Raw genomic sequence first — 16,810 nt, 5'->3', positions numbered from 1 at the left:
GGCCACCGCGCCCGCCGGGCATGGCCCGGCGCTACCGAGGAAGGGAACCATGCGCTACCACTCGCTCACCCTGCTGACCACCTTGCTGGCTGCCGCGCCGACCATGGCCCAGCAACTGCCGCATACCCCGGCGCAGAGCCAGCCGCTGGGCCCCACCGGCGGCGCGATCCGCCAACAGCCGCTGGATGCGGGCCGGGTCAGCGGCAGCGTCGAGATTGCACAGCCGGCCGGCGAGGCGCAGGTGACGGTGCGTTCGCTGGAGCCCAGCAGCGTGGTTGGCCAGTACCGCATCCACTTCGCTGCGCTGGATGTGAACGGCGATGGTTTCATCAGCCGCGAGGAAGCACAGGCGAATCCGGCGCTGGCCGATGAGTTCAATTCGCTGGACCGCAAGCATCGCGGCAAGCTGGATCGTGCAGACCTGGCCGGTTGGCTGGTGGATTGAATCAACGGCGGTAGCGGAGTCCGCTTTCGGTAGGTGCCCACCTTGGTTGGCACAGCATCGGAAACGCCGTCGCCCTATCTGGGCCGACGTTACCTGACAGACGTGCCAACCAAGGTTGGCACCTACCAAAGCGGCGTCCCGTGGTTGGTAACACGCCAGCGACTCCCGTCGCGTCGTGCGGCCTGTATTCCGGTCAGACGCCGGCGGCGCGCTTCCAGAACGCCTGCACCAGCGGCGGCCATTTGCCCACGCAGCCCAGCGCGCGGCCGCGGGCCAGGGTCAGGTGCATTTCGTCGTTGGAGAACAGGCGGTTGATCGCGTCGAAGCTGTAGGCGGCGATGTGGTTGTCACTGCGGCGTTCGCGCGCCCAGCGCTGCAGGCGCTGCGGCGACAGGCGCGGCTGGCCGCGGCGTTCGGCCGACGGCGCCAGCCACTGCTGCAGGGCGGCGACATCGCGCAGCCCCAGGTTCACGCCCTGCCCGGCCAGCGGGTGCACCACATGCGCTGCGTCTCCCAATGCCAGCACACGGCCGGCTACGTAGTGGCGGGCCAGCTGGCGGCGCAACGGGAACGCCGCGCGCGGCGAGGCCAGGCGCAGTTCGCCCAGCCGCGCAGCGAAGGCGCGGGTCAATTCCCGGTTGAACGCCTCCTCGTCCAAGGCGAGCACGCGCGCAGCCTCGTCCTCCGGCAGGGTCCAGACGATCGAGCTGCGGCGCTCGGCCACCGGCAGCAACGCCAACGGACCGGTCGGCAGGAAGCGCTGCCAGGCCGTGGCCTGGTTCGGCAGTTCACTGTCGACATAGGCCACCACGCCACGCTGGTGGTAGTCATGCTTTTCCACCTCGATCCCGGCCAGCTGGCGCAGGGTCGATTCGGCACCGTCTGCGGCCACCGCCAACGACGCTTCGAGGCGACGACCGTCGTCCAGGCGCAGGCGCACGCCTTCCTCGTCCTGCTCCAGCGCTTCCACCCGCGCCGGGCAATGCAGCTGCACGCCCGCCGCGGGCAGCGCCGCCCACAGGCGGTCCTGCAGCAGTCCGTTCTCGACGATGTAGCCCAGCTCACGACGACCGAAGCGATCGGCGTCGAACAGCAGATCCTCGCCACCGGCCGCGTCCCACACCTGCATGCGCCGGTAAGGCCAGGCGCGGGCCTGCGCGATCGCCGGCCACACGCCCAGGCGGTTCAACAGCTGCACGTTGTCGGCGGCAAAGGCGAATACCCGCAGGTCCGGCTGCGCAGCCCGCCACGGCGCCGGTTCGCGGCCCTCCACCAGCGCGACCGACAGCCCGGCGTCGGCCAGCGCCAGCGCGCACGCGGCACCGACCACGCCACCGCCGACGATGGCCACATCCAGTCGGGCGCGGCGGCTCATGCGGCTTCTCCGCGGCACAACCGCGGCACTTCGCCACGGAAGCCCATCGCGCCACCGACCAGCATCGACTGTACCGAAGCACGTTGTGCGGCCACCAGGCCGAGGCTGCGCAGCGGCCGCATCAGCGGTGCCGGGTTGCTGGTCAGCCGCGCCAGGCCTCCGGAGAACGCCACGGTCTGCCGGCGGTCCTCCTCGCGGCGCGCGACATAGGCCTGCAGCAGCGCATCGCTGCCGGCATCATCGATGGAATCTTCCAGCAGCTCGGCCAGGGTCAGCGCATCGCGCAGGCCCAGGTTGAAGCCCTGTGCACCCAGCGGGTGGATGGTCTGCGCGGCATTGCCGAGCAGCACCGTGCGTTCGCCGGCCAGCGCGCGCGACAGCACCTGGATGAGCGGATAAGCACTGCGTGGGCCGGATTCAAGCAGACGGCCGGCACGCCAGCCGATCGCGTCCTGCAGGCGCTGCAGCCAGGCCGCATCGTCCAGCGCCATCACGGCATCGGCCTGGTCGCGTGCCACGCCATGCACGGTGCCGAAGTGGCGGTCACCCCGCGGCAGCAGCGCGGTCGGTCCGGTATCGGTGAAGCGCTCCCAGGCCGTGCCGTCCGGCGCGCGCTGGCTGCGCACGCGGGCCACGAACAGGGTCTGCTGGAAATCATGGCGGTCGACCTCGATGCCCAGTGCACCACGCACGCCACTGGTCGTACCGTCAGCACCCACCACCAGCCGTGCCAGCAATACGCGCTCGCCGGCCTCGTCGGCCACCCGCACCTGGCGGTAGCCGTCGACCACTTCACCCAGGCCCAGGAACCGCATCGGCCGGTAACGGTGCAGCCGTGGCAGCTCCTGCAGGCGCGCTTCCAGCGCCTGGCCGAAGTCGCGGGCGACCACCACCTGGCCGAACCATGGCCGGTCGTAATCGGCCGCTTCCAGCTGCACACGGCCGAAATCGCCGGCGCGGCTGACGTGGATGCGCCGGATGGGGCCCGGCGCCATCGCCAGTTTCTGCATCACCCCCAGCGCGGTCAGCGCATTGACGGTGGCTGCGGCGAAACTGAGGTTGCGCTGGTCGAACACCGCCGGCAGCTCGCCGGCCGGGCTGGCCTCGAGCAGGCCCACGTCGCGGCCGAAGCGGTCCAGGGCAATGGCCAGGCTGGCGCCGACCAGGCCACCACCGACAATCAGCACGTCATGTCTTTCACTCATGCGTTCATGATACGCGCTCGCCCCGTCTGTACGCCGAACGGCCGGTCCTGCGCCAACCCGCGCGGCGGGCTAGAATGAAACCTGAATCCGCTCCGGGCCCGCCACCATGTCCGACACTGCCAACCGCGCCTTCGTCCTGTCCGTGCTCGTTCTGGTGCTGGCAGCGACCCGGGTCAACCACTTCGCAGCGATCCCCGATGCCTCGTGGGCGGTGTTCTTCATCGGTGGCTTCTACCTGGCGCGCTGGACGCGCTGGGCGTTTCCGCTGCTGATGGTGTTCGCGGTGCTGGTGGACTGGATCGTGATCCGCAGCAGCGGCCTGGATTTCTGGCAACACTACTGCGTGTCGCCAGGTTACTGGCTGCTGCTGCCCGCGTATTTCTCGCTGTGGGCCGGCGGCATGCTGCTGGGCCGCAACTACCAGAGCGCGCGCTGGCCGGTGTTGGCCAAGGGCACGCTGCTGCTGGTGGCCTCGGTGGCGGTCTGCCACCTGCTGGCGCAGGGCGGTTTCTACTGGAGCAGCCGCAACGTGGCCGAGCCGACCCTGGCCGGCTGGGCGCAGAACTACGCGCAGTGGTTCGGCCCCTACCTGCGCACCACCGCCATCTACGTGGCGCTGGCCGCCGCGCTGCAGCTGGCCGTGGAGCAGGTGCTGAAGCTGCAGCAGGCCCGCCGCGACATCCGGCACTGAGCCACGCCATGGGTCATCGCCTCTCGCGCATCTACACCCGCACCGGCGACGACGGCAGTACCGGCCTCGGTGACGGCCAGCGCGTCGCCAAGGATGACGCGCGGGTGGCGTCCTACGGCACCGTCGACGAGGCCAACGCCGCGCTCGGCCTGCTGCTGGCTACGGCCCTGCCCGAGGATGTGCGCGCGCTGGTGGTGCATCTGCAGCACCAGCTGTTCGACCTGGGTGCCGAGCTGTGCATCCCCGGCCACGCCGCCATCCACGCCGCCGATGTCTCGGCACTGGAGCAGCAGCTGGACCACTACAACGCCGGCCTGCCGATGCTGAAGGAGTTCATCCTGCCGGCCGGGGGCGAGGCGGCTGCGCGCTGCCATCTGGCGCGCACCATTGTCCGCCGCGCCGAGCGCGAGACGGTCACCCTGGCCCGCCACGAAGCCGTGCGCAGCGAGGCGCTGCAGTACCTCAACCGGCTGTCGGACCTGCTGTTCGTGCTGGCCCGGGTGCTGGCCCGTGCCGACGGCCAGGGCGAGGCGCTGTGGCAACCGCAGCAGCGCCAGCGCTGAGTCGGCACGATGCTGGTCTACACCCATCCGTCCTGCCTGCTGCACGATCCCGGCCCCGGCCACCCGGAGTGCCCGCAACGCCTGCAGCACGTACTCGATGCGCTGCATGCGGCCTTCCCTGGCCAGCTCGAATGGCGCCAGGCGCCGCCGGCCAAGTTCGGTGAGCTGACCCGGGTCCACGACAGCGCCCTGCTGGACTTCGTGCTGCAGCCGCAGGCCGTGCCGCTGCGCCAGCTGGACATGGACACCTGGACCTCGCCCGGCTCGGCCAGCGCCGCCGTGCACGCCGCCGGTGCGGGCGTGGCCGCAGTCGATGCGGTGATGCTGGGCGACGACCCGCTGGCCTTCTGCGCGGTGCGTCCGCCCGGCCACCACGCCACCAGCAGCACGGCGATGGGCTTCTGCCTGCTCAACAACATCGCCATTGCCGCCGCCTATGCCCGCGACCGCCATGGGCTGGAGCGGATCGCGGTGGTCGATTTCGATGTCCACCATGGCAATGGCACCCAGGACATCTTCCAGCACGACGCCCGGGTCTCCTACTACAGCACGCACCAGGCCGGCCTGTTCCCCAATTCCGGCCTGCGCCGTGACCGCGGCGCAGGCAACCTGATGAACATCCTGCTTCCCCCCGGCAGCGGGGGCTTCCGCTTCCGCAACGTATGGGCCGACGAGATGCTGCCGGCCATCGACGACTTCCGCCCGCAGCTGTTGCTGATCTCGGCCGGCTTCGACGCCCACCTGCGCGACCCGCAGGCCGACCTGATGCTGGAGACCGAGGATTTCGCCTGGATCACCGGTGAACTGCACGCGCTGGCACGCCGCCACGGGGCCGGCCGGGTGGTCTCGATGCTGGAGGGCGGCTATGACCTGCAGGCACTGGCCGAGTGCAGTGTGGCCCATGTCCAGGCCCTGATCTCAGCGGCTGGTGGCAACGCTGCCGGATGAACCCGAACCGGCAATCTCCTGCGCCCTTCATTGCCCCTATGCAAGGGATGGGGCAAGCTACCGTCCGTTTTCGCCCGAATCCGAACCGCGTGCGCCGAGCCCTCCGCCTGCTTCCCCTGCCTCTGAGCATCGCCATCAGCCTGCCGGTGATGGCCGATGAAAAGCCGCTCAACTGGGGCCTGTGCCCGGCCACCGACGTCATTCCCGCGTTCACCGACGCCCCGACCCCGGTCCCCGGCCAGGACAAGGCCAGCGCCGCCGCCGCGCGCGAGCAGCAGCCGACCGACATCGAGGGTGACCAGCTGCTTGGCACCACCACCGTGCCGCAGTACGAGGGCAACGTGGCGCTGCGCCGGGGTGACCAGTTCGTCGGTACCGACAAGCTCAGCTTCGACACCGAGACCGGCAACTACATCGCCGACGGTAATGTCCGCTACCAGGACGGGTCGATCCGTATGGTCGCCAAGCGTGCCGAAGGCAACCAGGAAAGCGACACCCACAAGATCTCCGACATCAAGTACCAGCTGGTGTCGCGCCGGGGCAACGGCGATGCCGAATCGGTCGACCTGCAGGGTGCGGTCGGCCAGATGCACCGCTCCACCTACACCACCTGCGACCCCTCGCAGCCGGTGTGGAAGCTGTCGGCACCGCAGATCGAAGTGGATAACGACGAGGGCTTCGGCACCGCGCGCAACGCCGTGCTGCGCATCGGCAAGGTACCGGTGCTGTGGGCGCCGTACTTCAAGTTCCCGATCGATGACCGCCGCAAGACCGGCCTGCTGTTCCCGCAGCTGGGCATGTCCGGGCGCAACGGCTTCGACTACGCCCAGCCGATCTACTTCAACCTGGCGCCGAACTACGACGACACGCTGACCCCGCGCTACATGAGCCGGCGCGGCCTGCTGCTCGACAACGAGTTCCGCTATCTCTACAACGGCGGCCGCGGCGAGGTGCTGACCTCGTTCATGCCCAACGACCGCCTGCGTGACCGTGACCGCGGCCGGGTGATGTTCACCGGCTACCACAACGTGGACAGCCACTGGCAGGCCCGCGCGAACCTGGCCTGGGTCAGCGACGAGCGCTATGTCGAGGATTTCGCCAACCGCCTGGTGGGGGTGACCGCCTCCAACCTGCAGAGCACGGTGGGCCTGTATGGCACCGGCACGAACTGGACGGCCGGCATCATGGCCGACCGCTGGCAGCTGACCGACTACACCCTCGACGAGCGCGCCCTGCCCTACAACCGCCAGCCGCGCCTGTACTTCAACTGGGACAAGCCGGTCCGGCCCTGGCTGGAAGCCGGCATCTATGCCGAAGCGGTGCGCTTCACCCACGACGACATCAACTTCAAGAACGCCGTCGGCACCGGCAAGGATCTGCAGTACACCCGCAATGGAGTGCAGTGGACCGACGGCGTCGGTGTCAGCGGCGGTTCGCGATTGGACGTGAAGCCGTATGTGTCATTCCCGATCAGCGGCGCAGCCTGGTATGTGACCCCGACCCTGGCCTACCGCTACACCGCCTATCAGCTGGACCGTGGCCTGGTGGATGGTGTGAGAGGCATCCAGGCCCAGATCCTGCGCTCGCAGGGCATCGACCCGGCCACGGCCACGCCCGAGCAGCTGCGCGGCAATACCTCGCCCAGCCGCAGCCTGCCGATCGGCAGCATCGACGCCGGCCTGTTCTTCGACCGCGAGACCCGCATCGGCGGCAAGTCGTTCCTGCAGACCCTGGAGCCGCGCCTGTTCTACCTGCGCACGCCGTACCGCAACCAGGACGAGCTGCCGATCTTCGATACGCGTGACTTCACCTTCAGCTGGGGCCAGCTGTTCCGCGATTCGCGCTACACCGGCGCCGACCGCCAGAACGATGCCAACCAGCTGACCCTGGCGCTGAGCACCCGCTTCATCGACCAGACCACCGGCAAGGAGCGCTTCTCGGCCTCCATCGGCCAGATCCAGTACTTCGATGAGTCGCGGGTGACCGTCACCCCCGGCGGTGAGCCCGTGGAAAAGGGCAAGTCGGCCTGGATCGCCGACGGCAACTACATGATCAACGACCGCTGGACCCTGGGCGCCACCTACCAATGGGACCCGAAGTACAAGCGCGAGGATCTGGCCAGCGTCCGTGCCCGCTACCTGATGCCCAACGATGGCGTGGTCAACCTGAGCTACCGCTACCGCATCAATGCCGGTGCTCTGCCCGGTGCCAACAAGCATGACCGCACCCTGCTGGAGCAGGCCGACCTGTCGTTCCTGTACCCGCTGAATGCGCGCTGGAGCCTGGTGGGCCGCTATTACTACTCGCTGCAGGACAAGGAGCCGCTGGAAATCATCGGCGGTGTCCAGTGGGACAGCTGCTGCCTGGCCGTGCGTGTGGTCGGTCGCCGCTATGTCCGCAATCGCGAAGGCGAGATGAACAACGCCATCCAGGTGGAGTTCGTCCTGAAGGGCCTGAGCTCCATCGGCCAGGACACGGACCGCACTCTGCGCCGTGCTATCCTCGGCTACAACCGCGACGACCTCTATCTCGTGCCGCCCACCAACACCGGGGCGACCCGCGATGACTACGATCCGAATCTGATCCCACCCCCCCCCCCCCCCCCCCCCCCCCCCCCCCCCGCGGGGGCCCCCGCCCCCCCCCCCCCCCCGGCGTTTTCCCCGGGGGCGCCGCCCCTCGACCCCCTTCCCCCCGTTTTTGATGAGGGCGTCCCCCTGGAGAGTGAACTGCAGCGTGCGATCGCCAACATCAAGGCACAGTACGCCGGCCGGGAAAACCAGCTGCCGCCGGAAGACGTGCTCAGCCGCCAGGTGCTCGAGCGCCTGGTGCTGGTCAAGCTGCAGGTGGCCCGCGCCCAGGGCAGCGGCATCCGTGTCAGCGACCAGGAGCTGAACCAGGCGATGAATTCCATCGCCCAGCAGAATGGCTCGAACCTGGACGCCCTGCGCCAGCGCCTGGCCCATGACGGCATCGACTTCAACGATTTCCGCGCCTCGGTGCGTGACGAGATCACCGTGCAGCGCCTGCGCCAGAGCTTCGCGCAGAGCCGCATCAGCGTCAGCGAGGGTGAAGTCGACGCCGCGCTGAAGCAGCAGGCCACGGTGGGCAACCAGTACCACCTGGCGCACATCCTGATTGCCCTGCCGGACGGCGCCAACGCCGACCAGATCGCCACCGGCCAGAAGAAGGCCGATGGCGTGAAGGCCCTGCTGGACAAGGGCGAGCTGGACTTCAACGCAGCGGCCGTGCGCTATTCGGACAGCCCCAACGCGCTGGAAGGCGGCGACCTGGGCTGGCGCAGCCTGGATGAAATCCCGCAGGCGTTCGCGCAGATGATGGAAAAGATGAAGCCTGGCGAAGTGGTCGGCCCGATCCGCGGCCCCAGCGGCTTCCAGCTGCTGAAGCTGGTGGAAGTGCGTGATGCCAGTGCCACTGCCGGCGCCAGCACCGTCACCGAGTACCACGGCCGCCACATCCTGGTGCGCGTGGACGACCACCAGACCGACGCGGCCGCCAAAGCCAAGATCGATACCCTGCGTGCCCGCATCGCTGGCGGCGCGGACTTCGAGACCGTGGCCAAGGAGTCCTCCGAGGACAACAACAGCAAGGGCCAGGGCGGCGATCTGGGCTGGTTCCCGGCCGATGCGTTCGGTCCGGCCTTTGGCCAGCAGGTGGCCGCTATCCAGGACGGCGGCGTCAGCCAGCCGTTCCGCACCGATGCCGGTTGGCACATCCTGCAGCGCGTGGCCACTCGCCAGACCGACGTGACCAACGACAACCAGCGTGCCCAGGTCCGCGAGACCATTGGCCGCCGCAAGCTGGAAGACGAGTACAACCGCTTCCTGCAGGAACTGCGTGGCGAAGCCTACGTCAGCTTCCGCACCGGTGACCGCGCGGAAAACACCGCCACGCCGCCGCAGTCCTGATCGATGCGACCCGAGCTCGCTCTGGTACCGGGCGAGCCCGCCGGGATCGGCCCGGAGCTGTGCGTCCGCCTTGTCCAGCAGCCGCGTGAAGATTGCCGACTGCTGGCCTTCGCCGACCCGGACACGCTGCGCGCGGCTGCGGCCGCGCTGAACCTGCCGCTGCAACTGCTGCCCGAGGATGCCGAAGCGCGCGTCCCCGGCGACCTGCGCCTGCGCATGGTGGCCAATGCCGCCCCGAGCCACTTCGGCCAGGCCGATCCAGCCAATGCCGGCGCGGTCATCGGCGCCCTGCTTGGCGCTGGCCAGGCCTGCCTGTCCGGCGAACTGCACGGCGTGGTGACCGGCCCGGTACACAAGGCGGTCATCAACGAGGGCGGCATCGCCTACAGCGGCACCACCGAACTGCTGGCCGACCAGGCCGGCGTGAAGGTGGTGATGATGCTGGCCAACCCCATCGTGCGCGTGGCCCTGGCCACCACTCACCTGCCGTTGCGCGAGGTGGCCGACGCGATCACCGCGCCCAGCCTGGAACACACCCTGCGCACCCTGCATGCCGCACTTCGGCGCGAATTCGGCCTGCCTGCACCCCGCATCGCCGTGCTCGGCCTGAACCCCCACGCCGGCGAAGACGGTCACCTGGGCCGCGAAGAGCTGGACCTGATCATTCCCCTGATGCAGCGCCTGCGCGCAGAGGGCATGGATCTGATCGGGCCGCTGCCGGCCGATACCGCGTTCCTGCCGGCCAAGCTGGCCGGCTTCGACAGCGTGCTGGCGATGTACCACGACCAGGGCCTGCCGGTCCTGAAGTACTCGGGCTTCGAGCAGGCGGTGAACCTGACCCTGGGCCTGCCCTACCCACGCGTAGCGGTGGACCATGGCACCGCGCTGGATCTGGCCGGCCACGGCATCGCCGATCCTTCCAGCCTGCAGGCGGCAACGACGTTGTGTGCGCAGCTTGCGCGGCAACGTACACTGAGCGCATGAATTCCCCGCATTCCCCCTCCGGCCCGGTGTTCACCGCCCCGGCCAAGAAGCAGCTTGGCCAGCATTTCCTGGCCGACCGCCACTACATCGACAAGATCGTGATGGCGGTCAACCCGAAAGACGGTGACCGCCTGGTCGAGATCGGCCCCGGCCAGGGCGCGATCACGCTGCCGCTGCTGCGCGTGCATCCGAAGCTGACGGTGATCGAGTTCGACCGCGACCTGATCGCGCCGCTCACCGCCGCCGCCGAACCGCTGGGCGAGCTGACCATCGTCCACCGCGACGTGCTGCGCGTGGACTTCACCGAGCTGGCTGCCGGCCAGCCGATCCGCCTGGTCGGCAACCTGCCCTACAACATCTCCTCGCCGATCCTGTTCCATGCGCTGGAACATGCCGCAGTGATCCGCGACATGCACTTCATGCTGCAGAAGGAAGTGGTCGACCGCATGGCCGCCGGCCCCGGCAGCAAGGTGTATGGCCGGCTCAGCGTGATGCTGCAGGCGTACTGCCAGGTGACCTCGCTGTTCGTGGTGCCGCCGGGTGCGTTCCGGCCGCCGCCGAAGGTCGATTCGGCCGTGGTACGGCTGGTGCCGCGTGACCCGGCCTCAATCAACATCAACGACCACAAGCGTTTCGCCGAGGTGGTCAAGGCCGCCTTCGGGCAGCGCCGCAAGACCCTGCGCAACGCCCTGAACAACGTGGTGTCCGCCGAGCAGTTCGTTGCCGCCGGCGTGCGTCCCGATGCCCGTGCCGAGCAGCTGGACGTGGCCGAATTCATCGCCTTGGCCAATGCCTCCTGATTACACTGCCGGTATGGAAGACGCTGACGTTTATGCCATCTCCGTCGAAGTCGCACCGCGCTTCCTCGACGATCAATCCGCGCCGGAAGACGGGCGCTATGCGTTCGCCTACACGATCCGCATCCACAACCAGGGGCGTGTCGCCGCGCGCCTGGTCGCACGCCACTGGCGCATCACCGATGCCAACGGCCGCGTCGAGCATGTCGATGGCGACGGGGTGATCGGCGAGCAGCCACGGCTGCGTCCCGGTGAAGACTTCCATTACACGTCCGGTGTCATGCTGGGGACCGATCACGGGACCATGCAGGGCCACTACGACATGGTCGCCGACGACGGCACCGAATTTGCCGCGCCGGTCGCACCGTTCGTGCTGGCCATCCCGCGTACCCTGCACTGACAAGGAGGCCGAACGATGAGTGTGTGGGCGATCGGCGACCTGCAGGGCTGCTATGACGTCACCCAGCGACTGCTGGAGAAGATCCGTTTCGACCCGGCGCAGGACACCCTGTGGTTCTGCGGCGACCTGGTCAACCGTGGCGGCCAATCGCTGGAAACGCTGCGGCTGGTCCACTCGCTGCGCGCGCACAGCGTAGTCGTGCTGGGTAACCACGACCTTTCGCTGCTGGCCGTCGGTGCGCGCACCGAAGAGGAACAGCGCAAGGTCAACCCGGACCTGCTGCGCATCGTGCAGGCCGAGGACCGCGACGAGCTGCTGGACTGGCTGCGCCTGCAGAAGCTGGTGCACGTGGACCGCGAGCTGGGCTGGATGATGGTGCACGCCGGCCTGGCGCCGAAGTGGACCACGCAGATGGCCGAAAAGCATGCGGCCGAAGTCGAGGCGCAGCTGCACGGCGCCGGCTACCGCAAGCTGTTCCGCAACATGTACGGCGACAAGCCGAGCTGGGCGCCCAACCTGTCCGGCTACGACCGTTCGCGCGCGATCATCAACGTGCTCACCCGCATGCGCTACTGCACCCCGCGTGGGCGCATCGGCATCGAGGACAAGGGCACGCCGGGCACGCAGGAACAGGGACTGTACCCTTGGTTCGAAGTGCCGGGCCGGGTCGAGCGCGACCTGAAGATCGTCTGCGGCCACTGGTCGGCGCTGGGCCTGACCATCACCCAGGGCGTGCATGCCATCGACACCGGCGCAGTCTGGGGCGGCAAGCTGACCGCGATCCAGCTCGATACCGATGAACTGCGCGTGGTGCAGGTGCCGGGCCGCGATGTCCCCGCACCCGTGCCCAACGCACGCCCGCCAGCGCGACCGGCGCACGAGCGCCCCGTCACTTCGGCGCCGGGCAAGGAACAGGCGGGCGGCAGTGCGCCCGCTGCCAACCCGGGCAATCGTGGTCCGCGTCGTCGTCGCCGTCGTGGTGGCGGTGGTGGTTCCGGCGGGCCCAACAACAACTGTGCAGCGCCGCAGGCATGACGCGACGCGGCTGGGCACCATGGACGGTGCTGCTGCTGACGCTGGCCAGCGTCAGCGGCTGCCAGCGCGATCCGTCCCCAGCGCCTGGCACTGGCGCAGACGCCGATCACGCGTCGGCATCCCCGCAGTCGCTTTCTCCGCCATTGGTGGCCGCAGCGCGGGCGCAGATCGGCGTTACCACCCGTTACGATCCCGCCTACCGGGTCCTCTCCTATCCCGGCGGCGACGTCCCGCTCGATCGCGGTGTGTGCACCGACGTGGTGGTGCGCGCCCTGCGCAACCAAGGCCTGGACCTGCAAGCGCGCGTGCATGAAGACATGCGCGGCAATTTCAGTGCCTATCCCGCGATCTGGGGCCTGTCACGGCCGGACCGCAACATCGATCATCGCCGTGTGCCGAACCTGATGCGCTGGTTCGAACGGCAGGGTTGGCAGCAACCGGTCACGGCCGCTGCCGCCGACTATGCGGCCGGCGACATCGTCGCCTGGAAGCTCAACGGCAACGGCCTGCTGCACGTGGGCATCGTCTCCGACCGTCGGCTGGCCGACGGCACGCCGTTGGTCCTGCACAACATCGCGCGCGGCACGCGCGAAGAGAATCTGCTGTTCCAGCACACCGTCATCGGGCATTACCGGATGCCGTAGTGGCCGCCCCGGTAGAGTCGACTGTCAGTCGACTATCGCGCGCAGCGCGAGGGGTTCAGGGGGGCGCCAAGAGCAGTCGACCAACAGTCGACTCTACCCCGTCGGTGTTTCCGCCGGTGTTTCCGTCGGTATTCCCGTCGGTGTTTCCGCCGGTGTTTCCGTCGGTATTCCCGTCGGCACTTCCGCGATCAGCGGCGCACGTAGTGCGCGAAGCGGAACGCGTAGGCATGGCGTTCGTCGGCCGGGTGCGGCTCGCTGCCCGCTTCCCGCCAGTCCTGCATGTCGACTTCGGGGAAATGGGTGTCGGCGGGGACTTCGGCATCCACCCAGGTCAGGTACAGGTCACTGGCCTGGTCCAGCAGCTGGTGGAAGATCTCGCCACCGCCGATGATGCACAGCTCGCTGGCGCCCTCGCCCTCGGCAATCGCCTTCGCCTCGTCCAGCGACGCCACCGCGTGCATGCCCTCGAACGGCACCTGGCCGCTGCGGGTCAGCACCAGATTGGTCCGCCCCGGCAGCACGCGGCCGATCGATTCGGCGGTCTTGCGCCCCATCAGGATCGGCTTGCCCAGGGTGAGCGCCTTGAAGTGCTTGAAATCATCCGGCAGGTGCCAGGGCATGGCGTTGCCCTGGCCGATGCCCCGGTTGCGGTCCAGTGCCACGATCATCGAGAGCTTCATCGCACTCACACCGCCACCGGCGCCTTGATGGCCGGATGCGGGTCATAACCATCGATGCGGATATCGTCGAACTGGAAGCCGAACAGGTCGGTCACCTCCGGGTTCAACCACAGCTTCGGCAGCGCGCGCGGTTCACGCGACAGCTGCTCGCGTGCCTGCTCGAAGTGGTTCGAATACAGGTGCGCGTCGCCCAGCGTATGCACGAAATCGCCCACGCCCAGGCCGGTGGCCTGCGCCACCATGTGGGTCAGCAGCGCGTAGCTGGCGATGTTGAATGGCACGCCGAGGAAGATGTCGCCGCTGCGCTGGTACAACTGGCAGCTGAGCTTGCCGTCCACCACGTAGAACTGGAACAGGTTGTGGCACGGCATCAGCGCCATCTGCGAGAGCTCGCCCACGTTCCAGGCGCTGACCACCAGCCGCCGCGAATCGGGGTTGCGCTTGATCTCGTCCACCAGCCACTGCATCTGGTCGATCTCGCGACCATCGGCGGTGGCCCAGCTGCGCCACTGCTTGCCGTACACCGGGCCGAGGTCGCCGTTCTCGTCGGCCCACTCGTCCCAGATGCGTACCTGGTTGTCCTTCAGGTAGCCGATGTTGGTGTCGCCCTTCAGGAACCACAGCAGCTCGTGGATGATCGAGCGCAGGTGCAGCTTCTTGGTTGTGACCAGCGGGAAGCCGTCGGCCAGGTTGAAGCGCATCTGCCAGCCGAACACGCTGCGGGTGCCGGTGCCGGTGCGGTCGCTCTTCTCGGCGCCGTGCTCGAGCACGTGCGAGAGCAGGTCCAGGTAAGCCTTCATGCCTTGCCCTCGGCAGCCACCGGCAACTGCGGCTGCAGCACCGGCGCGCGGCGCGACATCGCCAGCAGCACCAGGCCGAAGGCGATCAGCGGCAGGCTGAGGATCTGGCCGCGGGTCAGCCAGTCGAAGGCCACGTAGACGCCGTTGTCGGGCATGCGCACGAACTCCACCGCGAAGCGGAACAGGCCGTACATCAGCGCGAACAGGCCGCCGACCAGGTAACGATGGCGCGGCTTGGCCGACACGGCCCACAGCACCACGAACATCACCAGGCCTTCCAGGAAGGCTTCATACAGCTGCGACGGATGGCGCGCGAACTGGTTCAGCGCGCCGGTGGCGAACTGCGCCTGCAGGGTCGCGTGGTCCAGCTGGTTCAGCGGCGCCGGCAGGCCGGACGGGAACACCACGCCCCAGGTACCGTCGGTGTACTTGCCCCACAGCTCGGCACCGATGAAGTTGCCGATGCGGCCAAAGCCCAGGCCCAGCGGTACCAGCGGCGCCATGAAATCCATGGTGTCGAAGAAGTGCAGTGCATGCCTGCGCGACCACCACCAGCAGGCACCCAGCACGCCCAGCAGGCCACCGTGGAAGCTCATGCCGCCGTCCCACACCTTGAACAGCAGCAGCGGGTTGTGCAGGAAATCGCCCAGCGCGTAGAACAGCATGTAGCCGATGCGGCCGCCCAGCACCACGCCGAGCATGGCGTAGAACAGCAGGTCGGAGAAACCATTGGCGTCGACGCCCGGCAGGCGGCCGGCGGCGATGCGCTTGCGTCCCAGCAGCCAGGCGGCGGTGAAGCCCAGCAGGTACATGATGCCGTACCAATGCACCTTGATCGGCCCCAGCGAGAGGGCGATGGGGTCGATGTCGTGGAAATAGATCATGGAAGGTGCCTTGCGGTTGAACGCCTATTCTCGGGCCAGTGCCGCCCCGGCTCAACCAAGGAGCTGGGGCGAGTTCGGCAACGCGTCATCGTTCGACCGGGTCGAGGCCGGAAAGTGCCCTTCGATCAGGCTGGAGACCTCGTCGATGGCATCCTGCAGCGCTTCCACCGGATGGGAGCCACGCAGGCCCTCGCGCAGGTGGGTGCAGACCCGCTGCCACTGCGCCGGGCTGACCCGGCCCTGCAGGCCCCGGTCGGCGACGATCTCGATCGCATGGTCGGCCAGCAGCAGGTAGATCAGCACGCCATTGTTGTGGGTGGTATCCCAGGTGCGCAGGCGCGCAAACGCATGCTCGGCGGCCTGGCGCGGGGTGACCCTGTGCCACAGCGCGGCCAGCGGCAGGTCCGCTTCCACCGCGAACATCACCTCGCCGCCGTGGCGCTGCTCACCGGCTGCGATGGCCTCGGTGATCGCCTGCAGCGTGGCCGGCGGGAACGCGCGCCGTACCGACGGCGAAAACACATGACGACACAGTCGTTGGATCATCACCAGCCCCCCGAAGCACCGCCACCGCCGGAGCGCCCACCACCACCGCCCCAACCGCCGCCGCCGAATCCACCACCGCCACCGAAGCCGCCTCCGCCGCCCCAGCTGCCACCGCCCCAGCCGCCGCCACCGGCAAAGCGGCCGGGGTGACCGGAGAGCATGGCCACGATCAGGCCCACGACGCCCGCCAGGCCACTGGCCAGCAGGGTTGAGGTGAACAGGAACGCCGCCACCGCTGCACCGGCACCGCCGAGCAGGCCACGCAGCGGTCGCGGCACGCGCGAGAACACGCCGCGCAGGATGCTGCCGGCGAACACGCCGATGAACAGCGCCAGGAACCAGGTATCGCCGCCACCCTCGGGCTCGCGGCCACGCTGGCCGCTGACCGGCGCAGGCAGTGCTTCACCATCGACGATCTTCACCAGTACGGCCGTGGCATCGGTGATGCCGCCGGCGTAGTCGCCGCTGCGGAAGCGCGGCACCAGGTACTCCTGGATGACCCGGTTGGCGATGGCATCGGGAATCGCTCCCTCCAGGCCGTAACCCGGTTCAATGCGCACGCGCCGGTCCTCCTTGGCCACCACCAGCAGCACACCGTCATCCACGCCCTTGCGGCCGATCTGCCACTGGTCGAAGACGCGCGTGGTGTACTGCGCGATGTCTTCCGGCTGGGTGGTGGGTACCACCAGCACCTGCAGCTGGCTGCCCTTGCGCTGCTGGAGGTCCAGCGCCTGCTGTACCAGCGCCTGCTTCTGCGCGGCGTCCAGCGTGCCGGTGGTATCGACCACCGGCGAATCCAGCGCCGGAATCGGCGCCAGCTGCTGGGCATGCGACGCCAGCGGCAGCCACAGCAGCAGGGCCAGCAGCACGGTGGCCAGGCGCATGGG

16 protein-coding genes and 2 pseudogenes are annotated in these 16,810 nt (G+C 68.6%); 11 read left to right on the top strand and 7 right to left on the bottom strand.

The window, feature by feature from the left end:
- Nucleotides 1–49: 49 nt before the first annotated feature.
- Nucleotides 50–445, top strand: coding sequence for an EF-hand domain-containing protein (locus ACZK29_RS03645; protein ID WP_111202416.1), 396 nt, complete (start codon nucleotides 50–52; stop codon nucleotides 443–445).
- A gap of 193 nt (nucleotides 446–638) precedes the next feature.
- Here the strand turns inward: ACZK29_RS03645 and ACZK29_RS03640 are convergent, their stop codons facing one another.
- Nucleotides 639–1,820, bottom strand: a complete 1,182-nt coding sequence (locus ACZK29_RS03640; protein WP_478446693.1) for a UbiH/UbiF family hydroxylase — start codon at nucleotides 1,818–1,820, stop codon at nucleotides 639–641.
- Nucleotides 1,817–3,025, bottom strand: coding sequence for a 2-octaprenyl-6-methoxyphenyl hydroxylase (gene ubiH, locus ACZK29_RS03635; protein ID WP_478446692.1), 1,209 nt, complete (start codon nucleotides 3,023–3,025; stop codon nucleotides 1,817–1,819). Before ubiH ends, ACZK29_RS03640 begins: the two co-directional genes overlap by 4 nt.
- Nucleotides 3,026–3,131: 106 nt before the next feature.
- Between ubiH and ACZK29_RS03630 the strand changes: the two genes are divergently transcribed.
- The 10 genes and pseudogenes from ACZK29_RS03630 to ACZK29_RS03585 all read left to right on the top strand — a co-directional run bounded on the left by ACZK29_RS03630 (nucleotide 3,132) and on the right by ACZK29_RS03585 (nucleotide 13,013).
- Nucleotides 3,132–3,716, top strand: coding sequence for a hypothetical protein (locus tag ACZK29_RS03630; protein ID WP_478446691.1), 585 nt, complete (start codon nucleotides 3,132–3,134; stop codon nucleotides 3,714–3,716).
- A gap of 8 nt (nucleotides 3,717–3,724) precedes the next feature.
- A complete protein-coding gene (locus tag ACZK29_RS03625) occupies nucleotides 3,725–4,279 on the top strand; it encodes a cob(I)yrinic acid a,c-diamide adenosyltransferase (RefSeq protein WP_459047824.1) in 555 nt (184 codons plus the stop codon).
- A 9-nt stretch (nucleotides 4,280–4,288) separates the two neighbouring features.
- Entirely contained in the window at nucleotides 4,289–5,227 is a 939-nt protein-coding gene (locus ACZK29_RS03620) for a histone deacetylase family protein (RefSeq protein WP_459047825.1), read from the top strand.
- Nucleotides 5,228–5,316: 89 nt separating this feature from the next.
- Nucleotides 5,317–7,815, top strand: a pseudogene (gene lptD, locus ACZK29_RS03615) (LPS-assembly protein LptD); the annotation flags it as partial.
- 111 nt (nucleotides 7,816–7,926) lie between these two features.
- Nucleotides 7,927–9,138 (top strand): annotated as a pseudogene (locus tag ACZK29_RS03610) (peptidylprolyl isomerase); the annotation flags it as partial.
- Between the two features lie 18 nt (nucleotides 9,139–9,156).
- Entirely contained in the window at nucleotides 9,157–10,137 is a 981-nt protein-coding gene (pdxA, locus tag ACZK29_RS03605; protein WP_111202422.1) for a 4-hydroxythreonine-4-phosphate dehydrogenase PdxA, read from the top strand.
- Nucleotides 10,134–10,937 carry a 16S rRNA (adenine(1518)-N(6)/adenine(1519)-N(6))-dimethyltransferase RsmA gene (gene rsmA / locus ACZK29_RS03600; protein WP_111202423.1) on the top strand — a complete coding sequence of 268 codons (804 nt, stop codon included), beginning with the start codon at nucleotides 10,134–10,136 and terminating at the stop codon, nucleotides 10,935–10,937. Before pdxA ends, rsmA begins: the two co-directional genes overlap by 4 nt.
- A 13-nt stretch (nucleotides 10,938–10,950) precedes the next feature.
- Nucleotides 10,951–11,334 (top strand): Co2+/Mg2+ efflux protein ApaG, encoded by a 384-nt coding sequence (gene apaG, locus ACZK29_RS03595; protein ID WP_005412297.1) that lies wholly within the window; start codon nucleotides 10,951–10,953, stop codon nucleotides 11,332–11,334.
- A gap of 15 nt (nucleotides 11,335–11,349) precedes the next feature.
- The gene (locus ACZK29_RS03590; protein WP_478446689.1) at nucleotides 11,350–12,369 is read left to right on the top strand and encodes a symmetrical bis(5'-nucleosyl)-tetraphosphatase; all 1,020 of its coding nucleotides are present in this window, start codon (nucleotides 11,350–11,352) and stop codon (nucleotides 12,367–12,369) included.
- On the top strand, nucleotides 12,366–13,013 hold the full coding sequence (locus ACZK29_RS03585) for a DUF1287 domain-containing protein (protein WP_478446688.1): 648 nt from the start codon (nucleotides 12,366–12,368) through the stop codon (nucleotides 13,011–13,013). The genes ACZK29_RS03590 and ACZK29_RS03585 overlap by 4 nt, the downstream gene beginning before the upstream one ends.
- Before the next feature lie 188 nt (nucleotides 13,014–13,201).
- On the opposite strand, the gene ACZK29_RS03580 is transcribed toward ACZK29_RS03585, so the two are convergent.
- The 5 genes from ACZK29_RS03580 to ACZK29_RS03560 are packed head-to-tail and all read right to left on the bottom strand — an operon-like array spanning nucleotide 13,202 to nucleotide 16,807.
- Nucleotides 13,202–13,693 (bottom strand): dihydrofolate reductase, encoded by a 492-nt coding sequence (locus tag ACZK29_RS03580; RefSeq protein WP_111202425.1) that lies wholly within the window; start codon nucleotides 13,691–13,693, stop codon nucleotides 13,202–13,204.
- A gap of 5 nt (nucleotides 13,694–13,698) precedes the next feature.
- A complete protein-coding gene (locus tag ACZK29_RS03575) occupies nucleotides 13,699–14,493 on the bottom strand; it encodes a thymidylate synthase (RefSeq protein WP_012479193.1) in 795 nt (264 codons plus the stop codon).
- On the bottom strand, nucleotides 14,490–15,377 hold the full coding sequence (lgt, locus tag ACZK29_RS03570; protein WP_478446687.1) for a prolipoprotein diacylglyceryl transferase: 888 nt from the start codon (nucleotides 15,375–15,377) through the stop codon (nucleotides 14,490–14,492). The genes ACZK29_RS03575 and lgt overlap by 4 nt, the downstream gene beginning before the upstream one ends.
- 51 nt (nucleotides 15,378–15,428) lie before the next feature.
- Nucleotides 15,429–15,923, bottom strand: coding sequence for a TPM domain-containing protein (locus ACZK29_RS03565; RefSeq protein ID WP_478446686.1), 495 nt, complete (start codon nucleotides 15,921–15,923; stop codon nucleotides 15,429–15,431).
- Entirely contained in the window at nucleotides 15,923–16,807 is an 885-nt protein-coding gene (locus tag ACZK29_RS03560) for a TPM domain-containing protein (RefSeq protein WP_478446685.1), read from the bottom strand. The genes ACZK29_RS03565 and ACZK29_RS03560 overlap by 1 nt, the downstream gene beginning before the upstream one ends.
- Between the last annotated feature and the right edge of the window lie 3 nt (nucleotides 16,808–16,810).

The organism is Stenotrophomonas sp. 89682_Sma, assembly GCF_056481405.1.
This window is presented reverse-complemented; position numbering and strand designations above follow the sequence as displayed.

Bases quoted from the DNA above. Each gene is read 5' to 3' on its own strand.
- rsmA (WP_111202423.1), top strand. From the start codon at position 10,134: ATGAATTCCCCGCATTCCCCCTCCGGCCCGGTGTTCACCGCCCCGGCC.
- lgt (WP_478446687.1), bottom strand. From the start codon at position 15,377: ATGATCTATTTCCACGACATCGACCCCATCGCCCTCTCGCTGGGGCCG.
- ACZK29_RS03620 (WP_459047825.1), top strand. From the start codon at position 4,289: ATGCTGGTCTACACCCATCCGTCCTGCCTGCTGCACGATCCCGGCCCC.
- pdxA (WP_111202422.1), top strand. From the start codon at position 9,157: ATGCGACCCGAGCTCGCTCTGGTACCGGGCGAGCCCGCCGGGATCGGC.
- ACZK29_RS03585 (WP_478446688.1), top strand. From the start codon at position 12,366: ATGACGCGACGCGGCTGGGCACCATGGACGGTGCTGCTGCTGACGCTG.
- ACZK29_RS03630 (WP_478446691.1), top strand. From the start codon at position 3,132: ATGTCCGACACTGCCAACCGCGCCTTCGTCCTGTCCGTGCTCGTTCTG.
- ACZK29_RS03625 (WP_459047824.1), top strand. From the start codon at position 3,725: ATGGGTCATCGCCTCTCGCGCATCTACACCCGCACCGGCGACGACGGC.
- apaG (WP_005412297.1), top strand. From the start codon at position 10,951: ATGGAAGACGCTGACGTTTATGCCATCTCCGTCGAAGTCGCACCGCGC.
- ACZK29_RS03640 (WP_478446693.1), bottom strand. From the start codon at position 1,820: ATGAGCCGCCGCGCCCGACTGGATGTGGCCATCGTCGGCGGTGGCGTG.
- ubiH (WP_478446692.1), bottom strand. From the start codon at position 3,025: ATGAGTGAAAGACATGACGTGCTGATTGTCGGTGGTGGCCTGGTCGGC.
- ACZK29_RS03575 (WP_012479193.1), bottom strand. From the start codon at position 14,493: ATGAAGGCTTACCTGGACCTGCTCTCGCACGTGCTCGAGCACGGCGCC.
- ACZK29_RS03590 (WP_478446689.1), top strand. From the start codon at position 11,350: ATGAGTGTGTGGGCGATCGGCGACCTGCAGGGCTGCTATGACGTCACC.
- ACZK29_RS03645 (WP_111202416.1), top strand. From the start codon at position 50: ATGCGCTACCACTCGCTCACCCTGCTGACCACCTTGCTGGCTGCCGCG.
- ACZK29_RS03560 (WP_478446685.1), bottom strand. From the start codon at position 16,807: ATGCGCCTGGCCACCGTGCTGCTGGCCCTGCTGCTGTGGCTGCCGCTG.
- ACZK29_RS03580 (WP_111202425.1), bottom strand. From the start codon at position 13,693: ATGAAGCTCTCGATGATCGTGGCACTGGACCGCAACCGGGGCATCGGC.
- ACZK29_RS03565 (WP_478446686.1), bottom strand. From the start codon at position 15,923: ATGATCCAACGACTGTGTCGTCATGTGTTTTCGCCGTCGGTACGGCGC.